This is a genomic window from Salibacterium sp. K-3 (assembly GCF_054052005.1).
The window spans coordinates 257,846-270,237 of sequence record NZ_JBSVZE010000003.1 but is presented as its reverse complement, the minus strand read 5'-3'; the positions used below and the strand labels follow the sequence as shown (position 1 = coordinate 270,237).

The 12,392-nt window shown below is 43.2% G+C and carries 11 protein-coding genes; 1 reads left to right on the top strand and 10 read right to left on the bottom strand.

All coding sequences use genetic code 11. The features are described 5' to 3' along the window. Positions 1–15: 15 nt before the first annotated feature. The gene (locus ACW9JV_RS16885; protein ID WP_457336578.1) at positions 16–477 is read right to left on the bottom strand and encodes a hypothetical protein; all 462 of its coding nucleotides are present in this window, start codon (positions 475–477) and stop codon (positions 16–18) included. A gap of 20 nt (positions 478–497) precedes the next feature. Then, positions 498–2,432: a primary-amine oxidase gene (locus ACW9JV_RS16880; protein WP_457336576.1), complete on the bottom strand. Its 1,935-nt coding sequence runs from the start codon at positions 2,430–2,432 to the stop codon at positions 498–500. Positions 2,433–2,523: 91 nt separating this feature from the next. Here ACW9JV_RS16880 and ACW9JV_RS16875 point away from each other — a divergent pair, with 91 nt between their 5' ends. Next, complete coding sequence (locus ACW9JV_RS16875; RefSeq protein WP_457336574.1) at positions 2,524–3,306, top strand: helix-turn-helix domain-containing protein; 783 nt, start codon at positions 2,524–2,526, stop codon at positions 3,304–3,306. A gap of 251 nt (positions 3,307–3,557) precedes the next feature. Here the strand turns inward: ACW9JV_RS16875 and ACW9JV_RS16870 are convergent, their stop codons facing one another. From ACW9JV_RS16870 to ACW9JV_RS16835, 8 genes are read right to left on the bottom strand one after another with little or no spacing between them, the layout of a single operon-like run. Beyond that, on the bottom strand, positions 3,558–4,496 hold the full coding sequence (locus ACW9JV_RS16870) for a hypothetical protein (protein ID WP_457336572.1): 939 nt from the start codon (positions 4,494–4,496) through the stop codon (positions 3,558–3,560). Then, a complete protein-coding gene (locus ACW9JV_RS16865; RefSeq protein ID WP_457336570.1) occupies positions 4,474–5,457 on the bottom strand; it encodes a sugar phosphate nucleotidyltransferase in 984 nt (327 codons plus the stop codon). Before ACW9JV_RS16865 ends, ACW9JV_RS16870 begins: the two co-directional genes overlap by 23 nt. Positions 5,458–5,468: 11 nt before the next feature. Beyond that, on the bottom strand, positions 5,469–5,651 hold the full coding sequence (locus ACW9JV_RS16860; RefSeq protein ID WP_457336568.1) for a hypothetical protein: 183 nt from the start codon (positions 5,649–5,651) through the stop codon (positions 5,469–5,471). A gap of 12 nt (positions 5,652–5,663) precedes the next feature. Continuing rightward, positions 5,664–7,496, bottom strand: a complete 1,833-nt coding sequence (gene glmS / locus ACW9JV_RS16855; protein WP_457336567.1) for a glutamine--fructose-6-phosphate transaminase (isomerizing) — start codon at positions 7,494–7,496, stop codon at positions 5,664–5,666. A gap of 29 nt (positions 7,497–7,525) precedes the next feature. After that, complete coding sequence (locus tag ACW9JV_RS16850) at positions 7,526–8,884, bottom strand: nucleotide sugar dehydrogenase (RefSeq protein ID WP_457336565.1); 1,359 nt, start codon at positions 8,882–8,884, stop codon at positions 7,526–7,528. 46 nt (positions 8,885–8,930) lie between these two features. Then, a complete protein-coding gene (locus ACW9JV_RS16845) occupies positions 8,931–9,749 on the bottom strand; it encodes a response regulator transcription factor (RefSeq protein ID WP_457336563.1) in 819 nt (272 codons plus the stop codon). A gap of 21 nt (positions 9,750–9,770) precedes the next feature. Continuing rightward, the gene (locus ACW9JV_RS16840; RefSeq protein ID WP_457336561.1) at positions 9,771–11,201 is read right to left on the bottom strand and encodes a glycosyltransferase family 2 protein; all 1,431 of its coding nucleotides are present in this window, start codon (positions 11,199–11,201) and stop codon (positions 9,771–9,773) included. A gap of 15 nt (positions 11,202–11,216) precedes the next feature. Next, a complete protein-coding gene (locus ACW9JV_RS16835) occupies positions 11,217–12,383 on the bottom strand; it encodes a HEAT repeat domain-containing protein (protein ID WP_457336559.1) in 1,167 nt (388 codons plus the stop codon). Positions 12,384–12,392 lie beyond the last annotated feature (9 nt).

Sequence of the window (12,392 nt, the reverse complement as noted above, 5' to 3'; positions counted from 1 at the left end):
CGGCCTGGGATGTTATTATATCGGCTTTTCCTGCTGTTCCTTGGAATCAGCTGCCTTTTCTTTTTCCATTTTGCTGAAATAGGCGGCAGCCCCCAGCGCACATGCGAAAATACTATAAAGCGTAAACAACAAAATGGTTGTGGAGGGTCCGGCCATGATCATGACACCGGTCATGGCGCCCATGATACCTCCCATGACACCTTCAGCTGCGCCGCTCATTGCCACGAATACATGGAACGGTTTACCGGCGAGGATGCCAAAGAGCACGCCGTATAATACAGCAAGGACGGAAGCGAGCGCCATTTGATCCAGCATCAGTCCGGAGATGATCCCCATAATGAGACTGGAAAGGCCGGTTACAGCCATAACCAGAATATGCGTGTGGAGCATTTGATCCTTCCACTGTTTGTGATAGCTGTAAATAAAAATAATCCCGGTAACATTCAGAAGAATAGTGATCACTAAATGCAGCAGCATGTAAAATCCCTCCTCACTGTCTAATCACAATGGCAGTGGCCGGCCTGATGTTTCGGTTTGGATGGAGGAACATCTATAGCCGGATTCTGGTCAAAAAAGCCGACTGGTTTCAGGGAAAAGCCCATGTAGGCAACCGGCATCACCGGCCAGTCTTCCGGACGGGTAATATGGTGATGTCCCATGGTGTACCAGACTACGACATCTTCATTTTCAATGGAGCGGTCCTGTTCCATCCAGGTGGTAAGTCCCGCTCCACCCGGATGCTGGTTAGGGTAATCCCCGGAGGCATATCTTTCATCCTCTCTGTAAGGAGTGACATGCATATGGTGTTTTAAAAACCCGGCCCGCTGCATAATACTTGAATCTTCATGGGCATAAGGGTAACAGTTTTCCCCCGGGAATAGTTTGTAACTGACGGGAGCCCCGACGATATTTGTTTTATTCGGGTTGGACACTTTCCAGTAGCGCGCTGAAGCTGTGTTCACGTCACGGATGGATTCCTGTTCCGACGTAAAATTTGTCGTTTTCGGGACAAAAGCATTTTTGTACGGATTATTTTCATCGGCCGGGCACTGTTCGGTATTTACTTCAGATACCGTATTCTGGACTCCGTCAATCATCATATCCAGTCTGACATTGAAAAAATGTTGATGGTGCGGTGCGTAAAGCTGCGGGGCAACAAGGTTCCCGTATGGAGACGTTTCGCCAGGTTCCAGTGCCTGCGTATGCAGAATTCCGGTCAGTTTCACTTCAAAATCTATGTTGCCATCCTGGTAAAAATACCAGAAGAAGCCGTATTCATAATTTCCGACAGTGGAGATGCTCGACAGCACCAGTCTTCTGGAACGTCTCACTTCCACATGCTCTGTTCTCCAGTCTGTGTGTTTCCAGAGGATGCCATAGTCCTCTTCATGAAGACAGATCGCGTTTGGAATGACAGCTGCTTCCCCTTTACTGTTAGAGATGACGCCGTCGAAATAGCGGATTTCCCCTAGGCAGTCACACCCCAGCTCCAGAGAGTTTGCGAGCATTCCGATTCCGTATTCGCCGGCATCAAAGGCGTTGTTGCGGCTGACCGGATCTTCGGGATCTGCATAGGGTACAACCATCTCTGACAAGGAGGCCCGGTACAGAATAGGGCGTTCTTCTCCCTGGTCCGTGTAGGAAACCTGGTGAAGCACCAGCCCTTCTCTTGCTGTGAAGCCGAAACGAATGTTCCATTTCTGCCAGTCGATATGATGACCGTCGATGTGAAAGCTTGGTCCTTCTTCCTGAATGATATCCAGGGGTTTAATATCGGTGCGTTGGTTGGGAACCCGATCCGCTGCGTAATTTCCGTCAAGAGGTGGAATGCTGACCGGTCCTTTATCTATCACACTCATGACTTCCATTTTATTTAAATCAACGAATGCATACAGTCCTGAGATAGGCCTGGCATAGCCGTTGTCATATTCATCTTTTTTCAGCCAGCACATGGCACGGGCAATTCGTCTGCCTTCCTCTTCTTCATAACCGAAGTTGCCGGCGGACCAGGGATCCACCATCACATTTTCCATGTCATCAATGCCGCGTTTTTTCACAGATTCTATAATTTCCGGATGATTTTTGACGGTTTCTTCGCACTGCTCAAACTCATCCGGCACGATGGCCGGCTGAACATCCGCTTTATTTTCAACAGAAAGGATGGTTTCGTCTGAAATTGAAACAATTACTTCATACGTTGTTTCCTCGACGCTGTCAATCAGGATGACAAATGCTTTCCGCTTAATGGATGCAGTCGGATAGTCTAATATTTCTTTTTTAGGAGGTTCATATAGGGAAACGCTTACAAATAAACAGTTATCTGGTACAGCACCTGACACTTTAATTAACCGCCCGGCTTTATTTATTTCTTCAGCTGTCAAAGGTTCCAGAGGATGGTACGTCTTTTCCGTTGTTTTTTCCAAGATAATCACCTTTCCTTAAAAAATGTAATTTGCTTATTATATTAAAAGAAGTAAAATTCAGAATATAGGAAAAAACGGAACAAAAGAAAGGAGGCAGCTTATGGTTCAACACACGGTTTTTAAGCCTTTTCAACCAGGCCATGAAACAGATGTAAAATATTTTTGGGAGCAGGAGGAATATTTATTTGAAGATTGTATTCCTATCTCTTTTTATCAATTTAAAGTAAATGAATGCTCGAGTAGAACATTTGCAACAGTCCCGGATGGATGTATTGACATTCTTATTTATTGTCATCCCAGATTTTTGAAGACTTATGTATACGGTCATTTATCTAAAACAAAAGATATTATATTCCACCCTGAGGCGGATTATTTCGGAATACGTCTTCCATTTGGGCTGCACTTTACCCTTCTGCAGGCTTCGGTGAAGGAAATAGAGAATGAAGTATATGAGTTTCAGGATATTTCTTCTACATCTTTTGAAGTTGAAGAGAATCTGTTGAAAACAGAAGACTTTCAGGACAGGATAAACTTGGTGAAACAGTGGCTGCTGCCTCAGTTAACGTATTCTCAGGATCCAATACTTCGGCAGACGCTGCAAATGGCTTATGCTACAAAAGGAACTGCTTCGATACAAGTACTTTCTCAAGATACCGGCTATTCGGAAAGATATATACGAAAAAAGTTCTCCGCGCAATTTGGGATCTCTCCTAAATTGTTTTTTGAAGTAGTACGTTTTCAACATTCCCTGGCGTTGTTAAAAAAATATTCCATTCACGATGTACTTCTCGAAAATGGTTACTATGACCAATCCCATATGAGCAATGAATTTAAAAAATTTGGCTACCTGACTCCATTACAATTTTCTAAGAGGGTGAAGTGAGTTAGTGATATAATTATATATGATCATATATATTATAATGACTGTATTCATGGAAATCGTGATATTTTTACGTGGACAATTAGAAAAAAACCAAAGGGACTGTATCAAAAGGTACAGCCCCTTTCCTGTGATAAAGAAAATATAATCGAGGCAGAAGCGGAAGGCGGCGACGCCTGCGGCAAGCGTCCGCCTGCAGCGGATGCCTCAGCATGTAACGAACTTTTGATACAGCTCCTTTGGCGCGTCGGTTTTTACCCGTTTTGATTTGACTTCCAGTAATGATAATCGTGAACGGCAATTCCACCATATCCCGGATGCCCGGAAAAACGATGTTCGAGCAGATTTAACTCGTGTTTCATGTAGCTTAAAGAATTGTCGTGGAAGGTCGTGTGACCGCCTTCGTCTGTTTCAATGACATTTACCGCAATAACGACCGATTTGCTCCGGTTGGCTGCCTGTTCCACGAGAGGGGAAGCAATACCTTTTATTCCGTTTTTTCCTTCTGTCTGATCCCGGTAGGCCATCACCGTGATAGAATCCAGCGAAGTGAGCATCCAATCTCCCACATATTTATTTTTCCCTGGTATTTTGACCTTATTTATCCAGAAAGGCACATCCCCGCTGATCGCGAGTTCTGAATCTGTTTTCACCTTATTTTTTAAATAATGAAGGTTACTGATCCACTGAGTCACTATATTTTCTCTGTCGGATTTCCATTCGGGCAGCAGGTAAGGCTCAATATCAACATGGACGCCCTGGAATTTTTCTTCTTCTGCTGCCTGATGATTATAGTCTTTAACAATAGAAACAAAGGTATCCAGGCTATTTTGATTTTTGGTTAACGCCCAGTTAGGATCACCGCCAAGCGCGTATACGTCAATATTCTTTTTGGCCGCCAGCTTAATGAAGGATTCAAACCTATCCGTGTTAAATTCCTCGAAGTCGATATGCAGATAGACTAAATTGACTCCTTTATTGCTTAGAAAGGAAACCGTTTCTTCCTGGTTTTCTTCCAGATCTTCAAGGTCCCATATCCACGTTGCTTTCACGTGATCTTCCTGTCCCATAAAAATCACCAAGGATACAAAGGCAGCCACCAGGAGGCAGGTGGAAATCATCCCTTTTTTTGTCACAAATAAAGATCTTATTAATTTTTTCCCCTGCTCCTCAGTGGATATATGATTCTGCATGTGTATCATCATCGTTTGCAGGAGAATGGTGAATATGGGTGTGATCGGCAACCTTATAGTCTATCAGGTCAACGTCAGGTCCAACTTTACAATCTGCTCCGATTTGAGTACGTCCTCGTAAGCTCGTACGAGGTTCAATGATAGTACGGGGACCAATAGTAACTTCGGCCTCTATTAAAGTAGTGGATGGATCACTGATTGTCACGTCACGGCGTTGATGGAAATCAATAATTCTTTTTTGACAGATTTCCGCCACCTCATTAAGCTGCGTTCTATCGTTAATTCCGAAACATTCTTCCGTTTGCCCGGCCGGGAAAGCAGATATTATTTCTCCTTCGCGTTTTAAGATTTCAATGACATCCGGGAGGTAATATTCCTGTTGCTTGTTATCCGTGGATACCTTCTCCAGAGCTTGAAACAACAGAGTATTATCAAAACAGAAAATACCTGAGTTGACTTCACGGAGCAGTAATTGTTCCTCTGTTGCATCTTTATGCTCGACAATCCGCTCCACCTGTTTTTGTTTGTTCCGAACGATCCGCCCGTATCCTGATGGATCGTCCGGGGTCATGGTTAAAATAGTAGCCGCTGCGTTTGTACGGTGGTGATGGTCCAGGCAGTACCTCAATGTTTTTTCTGTAATGAAGGGAGTATCCCCGGTAAGAATGAGGGTGGACCCTTGCTGCTTCTCCAGCTGAGTCTGGCACATTTTCACAGCATGAGCCGTACCAAGCTGCTCTGCTTGATAGGCATACTCCGAAGAAGAGCCCAGCTCTTGTTTAATCATCTCGGCTTTATAACCGACCACCGTAAGAATTCGTTCTACAGACATATTCTGAAGCTGATCAATAACATGCTGCACCATCGGTTTGCCGCATACGTGATGAAGAACCTTTGGCTGCTCTGACTGCATTCGTGTTCCTTTGCCGGCCGCTAATACAACGGCAAATGTCTGGGTCACCGGCGATCCTCCTATTCTCTGTCGTTGGTGTTGGAGGAATGGATGAGGGGTTTTAATCCATTCCTGATCTCAGTCATTAACTGATCATCTGTTTCAACGGTTTGATCTTCCACCCTGTGAAAAATGCGGAGCATCAGGTCTTTTAATTCCTTTTCGTTCCAAGTTGTGTCCTGTCGCTCTAGTGTCTTCATCACCAGGTGATCCTCCTATTCCACCGTCACGCTTTTTGCAAGATTTCTAGGTTTATCTACATCGTTGCCAAGTGCCAGTGAAGTATAATAAGAAATTAACTGTAACGGAATAACCGTCAATAACGGAGTTACCAGGGATAAAGAGTCAGGGATGTAACACCCTTCGTCCACGTATTCCAACATTTCCATATTTTCTTTCATTGACACCCCAAGGACATGCCCTCCGCGTGCTTTTACTTCCTTTATATTCCCCAGCATCTTTTCGTTTACTTCTTTCTGGGTAATGAGAGCAATGATGGGGGTTCCTTCTTCAATTAAAGCAAGTGTGCCGTGCTTTAACTCGCCGGCAGCATAAGCCTCGGAATGAATGTACGAAATTTCCTTGAGTTTCAGTGATCCTTCCAGTACAACGGCATGATCCAGACTTCTTCCAATAAAAAATACGCTTGATGCATCTTTAATGGATTCACTATAACGCTGGAGCGCTTCGGAATATTCGAGTAATTCTTCCATCTTATTTGGAATATCAAGGACCGCTTCAAGCAGCTGTATGCGGTAGTCTTCCGTTATCTTTTGTTTTATATCGGCAAGATAGATTCCGAGCAGGTAGAAGACGAGAACCTGGGTTGTGTATGCTTTGGTTGAAGCAACTGCAATTTCGGGGCCTGCCATGGTCAATATTACTTCATCGGCTTCCCGGGCAATAGAGCTTCCTACCACATTTGTAATGGCGAGCACATTGGCACCAAGGTGCTGGCTCTGTCGAAGGGCTGCCAGCGTATCCGCCGTTTCTCCAGATTGACTGATAACAATCACCAGGGTCTTCTCATCAACGATCGGCCGGCGGTAACGAAATTCGGAAGCCACCTCTACATCAACCGGAGTGCGGGTTAGTTCTTCCATGATATGTTTTCCTATTAAACCGGCATGATAGGCAGTTCCGCAGGCAACAATTGTAATTTTATGCCATTGTTCCACGCGCTCCCGGTTCCACTGCAGTTCGTCAAACTGAACCCTCTTCGTTTCCTGATTCATCCGTCCTGCCAGCGTTTTTTTCAATGCTTCCGGCTGCTCATGAATTTCTTTCAGCATAAAATGGTCATAGCCATTCTTTTCGGCCTGCTCTACGTCCCAATCCACTCTGAAAATTTCCCGGTTCAACGGCTGCCCCGTTTTTGTCTGCAGAAGTGTAATATCATTTTTCGTCAGGACAGCCATTTCTCCATCCTCTAATATATAAATGTCTCGGGTGTGCTCCAATACAGCAGGAATGTCAGAGCTGATCAACGCTTCTTCCTTTCCGGCTCCAATAATCAGCGGGCTGGCCTCCCGTACTGCATATAGGCGATCCGGCTCATGTTTGGAGACAATTCCTAACGCATAAGCCCCTTTTAACCGCTGAACTACCTTTTGAATAGTTTCCGTCATGTTTCCTTCATATAAATAGTGGAATAGGTGGGAGATGACTTCGGAATCTGTTTCTGAAGAAAAGGTATATCCTATTTCTGCAAGATCCCGCTTGATCTCTAAATAGTTTTCGATTATACCGTTATGAACAATTGCAAATTCATTACCCGCATCCGTATGAGGATGAGAATTTTGATCCGAAGGAGGACCGTGGGTTGCCCATCTTGTATGGCCGATCCCCATCCGGGCTGAAAAGGGGGATGGTTCCAGCTGATGATGGAGCTCGTCCAGTCTTCCTTTGGTTTTGTTTACCTGCACAGCGTCTCCGTGATGGACCGCAATGCCTGCAGAATCGTAGCCGCGGTACTCTAGTTTGCTAAGCCCTGCCGTTAACACCTGCTGAACATCTTTTTCTCCGATATAACCAATGATTCCGCACATTTTAACTCCACTCCTTTATTTGTTTATATTTATAATGCAAGGGACGCATGTTGATTCTTGTGCACTTTTGATGCAGTTCCCAGCTTGTGAATATGGGGTAGGTCATATTCTTTGAAAGCATTCCGGGTATCTACAATCGGTACACCGAGGTGGGCCAGTTCGTCATAGTCCAAATTGCTGTGATTCGTTACCAGGACCATGCAGTCATAATTTTTCAATCTTTCTTTGCTGTAGGTAATCGATTGAACCACATTCTCCTCATGATCCAAAAAGCTGTGGGCATGAGGATCATAATAATCCACATCGGCGCCATGTTCTTTGTAGAGTTCATAAAGGTAAAGACCGGGGGATTCCCGTAGATCGCTGATATCTGGTTTGTATGCCATACCTAATATAAGAATGTTGGAACTGTTAATCGATTTTCCGTATATGTTCAGAGCTTGAGATGTTTTGTTGACGACAACTTCCGGCATATTATTATTAATAGACTGAGCAAGGTCAATAAACTTGCTGTAGAAACGGAAGCCTTTTGCTTTCCAGGATAGATACATAGGATCCAAAGGTATGCAGTGGCCTCCAATCCCAGGCCCCGGCTGGAATTTCATGAAGCCGAACGGTTTTGTCGCAGCTGCATCAATAACTTCCCATACGTCAATATCCATCCGCTCACTCATCATCGCAATTTCATTGACAAAAGCGATGTTGATACTGCGGAACGTATTTTCCAAAAGCTTGGACATCTCCGCAACTTTTGGAGAGGAGACGGGAACGACTTGTTCAATAAAATGGCTGTAAAGCAGCTTCCCGACAGTATTACACTTTTCTGTCATGCCTCCCATCACTTTAGGCATATTATGCGTTTGATAAGACATGTTGCCGGGATCCACCCGTTCTGGGGAGTAACATAGGAAAATGTCCCTTCCCGCTTCATACCCCATTCTTTTAAATTCCTGCAGGATTAATTCTTCCGTGGTCCCTGGATATGTCGTGCTTTCCAGAGTAACCAGCATCCCCTTCTTGATATAGGGTTTAATATTCTCAATGACACCCGAAATGAATGAGGTGTCCGGATCCTGATTTTCACTAAGCGGCGTCGGAACGCAAATACTGAGGGTATCCAGTTCCTTAACCATTTCATAGTTAGTGGTGGGATAGAAATAATTTGATTTTAAACTATCCTGCAGCTCTTGATCAGAAATATCATTTATATAAGAGCTGCCGTTCCGCAGAGAGTTGATTTTGTCTTCGCTTAAATCGATTCCGCAAACAGGGAAACCGGCTTTAACCATTTCCATCGCCAGCGGCAGCCCGACATATCCCAGGCCGATAACACCGATGTGAGCTTTTTTCGTTTTAATACGTTGACTCAATTGTTCAAAATAACCCATCAAACTTCCTCCGTTTTCAATAAATTTTTTGGTCATTCGATACCCATTATTCAGTCACTTCCACAAGGCGTTTAATCCGCGCTTCCAGTTCAATCAGTGAAAATGGTTTAGTAATATATTCTGCTGCTCCGTATTCAAAGGTGCGTTTAATATCCTCTTCCAGGTGCTTATTGGTTAGCACCATGATTTCGGAATGGCCATTGGTATGTTTATCAATGGTCTTAATCTGATTTATAAATTGAAATCCCCCGATACCGGATAAGTTGATTTCTGTAATAACTAGATCGGGAAGAAGTTTCTGGTACTGTTCCAGCCCATCTTTTCCATCCATTGCTGCATGCACAATATAGCCTTTGCGCTGTAAATAGTTCGTTAAAAGATGGAGGATGCTGTTATCGTGATCGACAATCAATACTGTTTTCTTTTCCGTATTCTGAATGACTTCGTTATCAAACACTCGGATTTCTTGCTGATTCCTCTGATTAATCATCATTTCATTCACCATGCGCGAGAGCATCCGCTCTGCGTGATCACTATTTTCAGGAAAATTCCCTACAACCATTTCTCCCATTAATTGATCTTTTTCTTCTAGATAGTCTTTTACGTGTAATGCGTAAAAGTGGGTGTACCCAAGGTCGCAGTCATCCAGAAGCAGCCCAAGAATATGATGCTCTGAGTCATAATTTACTTGGAAGGCAGTAGAAGGTTCTTCTTTTTCCAAATATGCTTTGAGTGAATGAATCCCTTGCTGGTCGAGGGATGCGTGGGCAATAATGAGACCGCATGGTAAGTTACTTGCTTGGTAGTAGTGAAGAAAATTATTGAATGAATTGATAATACTGGAATTCACGTGCGTGTCAGGCATTTTGGTAATCCTCCTTTTGTGTTATGCAGCTTCTTCTTTTTTCTCATCTTCATTCCAACTTGTTCTTGTCATCGTACCCCACGAATTGTTCTTGCGGAAAAATTGAATGTGACCCAGAAAACGCCAAAGTATCCCAAGCTGGCGGTATCCAAAGAACATTAAAATCGTATAGAACACCATTTTGAAATAATCTCTGATTCTCGGGAACCTACGGAAAGCCAGCTCCTCGATTAAAAGAGAACCCATACCAAGCAATGTTCCATACAGTACGTTAATGAGCATGAAGACGGCTACGATCTTCCATCCAGTCATATCTATCAAACTATAGCCAACAAGAGCTAGAAAACCAGTGATTCTAAAATAGGGGCTTAATGTTTCAAAAATGATGTTGTAAGGGATGGTGAGCCAGCCCATTACTTTATATCTGGGACGCATGAACATACGCGTTCCTAATTCAAGCATGTTTTTTAAATTGCCTCTGCCCCAGCGTTTCCGCTGACTACCAAGGATTTTGAAAGTGTCAGGTGCCTGCGTCCAGCATACGGCATCCGGGCAAAAGTCGATTTGATAAGGAAGGTTATGATCCAGCATGTATCGGTGCAGTTTGATAATAATGTTCATGTCTTCACCGGGATATCCACCGCGATAACCCCCAACTTTGATAATGTAGTCTTTTCTGAAAACGCCAAAAGCTCCGGATATGATGATTAATCCATTAATATCACTCCATCCAATTCTCCCTCCCAGAAAAGCTTTCAAATATTCCACCGTTTGGAGCATGGGTAATAATTTCTTTGGCAGTCTGACTTTCTGCACCATACCGTTTGCAATTCTGCACCCGTTGGCAATCCTTACATTTCCGCCGATAGCTACGTATTCCTCCGGGTTCTCCATATATTTTCTCGCAATTCGAATCAGTGCATCATTCTCCAGCAGCGAGTCCGCATCAATAGAAGAAACAAGCGGATAGTTTGAGAAGTTAATACCCGCGTTTAAGGAGTCCGCTTTTCCGCCGTTTTCTTTATCAATAAGATATAAATTTGGAAACTCGGGATTATAATAGACTCCTTTCACCTCGGCAGTAGCCAGTGTATTCTGCTCTACCGGGGCTGGTTTATAATAATTTAAGCGGAATTCATCAATTAATACTTTGGTTGTGTTATCTCCAGACCCGTCGTTAACGACAATTACTTCATGTGCGGGATAGTGCAGGGCCAGCAGAGATTGGACGTTTTCTTTAATAGTCAGCTCTTCATTAAATGCCGGTACGAGAATCGAGATAGGCGGCATGTGTTTAGAGCCTGAAAGAAAATCATATTTGGAATAGAATGTTTCCTTCATAATGCGGGATATTTTTCGGAAGGAAAACATAATAATCCCAAAATAAATCGTATTAATGGTAATCACATAATAAATGGCAAACATCCCATAAATTAAAAGTAAATCTCTCACTGTTTTTCCTTCTTTCTATAGAGCCTTAGTCAAATCATGACTTTTTCCAAAATACTTTTGATAGATAAATACTTTTTGGTTATATTCTGTAATATCTTCTACTTGTGAAAGATCATGGATGGTTTGATTTAGTTTTTCCTTTATATGTTCCTCAGCCGTTTCTCGTCCTTGTTCTCCGTGCACTCCGGCCGCTGTTTCGCAGAGAATTTCAAAGCCGTGTTCTCCCAATTGAGCCAGGCTTTTCGCAGTGGTGCGGGAAACAATCCAGTTGGAGTCCTGGAGTCGCTCTTTTAATAATTCTGTATATTGGATCAGGCCGGAATTACCGATCCAATCGGCAAACAGATGGCGAATCTCCCAATCCGGAAATTGCAGATAATACTGAACATCCTTTTCTGTTAAAACCATAGCGGACATACGTAGTTGTAAGGCAAGCTTCCTTATTTCTTTATCCTCAGATTGGGAGGATGAATGAACGATTTCCGGAAGTTCTTGATCTACATGGTCCTGAAGCCCGATCAGCCCGATTTTATTTAACTTTGGATTATCTTCATAAAGAAACTGGGTGTATATCGGCCTTAAATCTAACGAAGATTCTTTAGAGATATCTGCAACTAGGTGGGAGTGCTGTTTTCCATTGTTTACAAGATATAGCATGAGATTTTTTATATCATCCGGATTCACTGAGGTTTGGGCTATCGAGCGTGCGATAATATAAACGGAAGAATCAAAATGGCTGCGATATAACAGCGACATTAATTGAGATGTCACTTCTTGGTCCCGAAGTATCCCAAGGTGGTACGCGGCATCAAGACGAACCATGGACCAGGGGCTTTGCAGCCGCTTTTTGTTGTAATGATTTAATCCAATGTCTTTACATAAAGTAAGAAGTTTTTCCCTATGCACTCCTTTCAAGCGATCGACCCATGGTAATAATGTATTTTGCAGCACCTTCTTTTCAAAAGAGGACAGCGGCTTTTTAGGCGGCATTAAAAGGGCTTGATTATCCAACTGTACCTGGAGATAATGAAGATAACTGTGGAAGTTGTCCAGACAGTCTTTTTCTTTTTTTACGCTTATTTTCTTTCTCATTTTGATAGCTATCGTAATAACCATAAATATTATCATTAGAGTGATTAAGACGGCTATCATCCAATAAGCAGCTTGTAAATTGATGAACAAAGATTTCCC

Excerpts from the sequence above, each read along its gene's own strand:
- ACW9JV_RS16885 (WP_457336578.1), bottom strand. The coding sequence starts at position 477 with ATGCTGCTGCATTTAGTGATCACTATTCTTCTGAATGTTACCGGGATT.
- ACW9JV_RS16875 (WP_457336574.1), top strand. The coding sequence starts at position 2,524 with ATGGTTCAACACACGGTTTTTAAGCCTTTTCAACCAGGCCATGAAACA.
- ACW9JV_RS16870 (WP_457336572.1), bottom strand. The coding sequence starts at position 4,496 with ATGCAGAATCATATATCCACTGAGGAGCAGGGGAAAAAATTAATAAGA.
- glmS (WP_457336567.1), bottom strand. The coding sequence starts at position 7,496 with ATGTGCGGAATCATTGGTTATATCGGAGAAAAAGATGTTCAGCAGGTG.
- ACW9JV_RS16850 (WP_457336565.1), bottom strand. The coding sequence starts at position 8,884 with ATGGGTTATTTTGAACAATTGAGTCAACGTATTAAAACGAAAAAAGCT.
- ACW9JV_RS16845 (WP_457336563.1), bottom strand. The coding sequence starts at position 9,749 with ATGCCTGACACGCACGTGAATTCCAGTATTATCAATTCATTCAATAAT.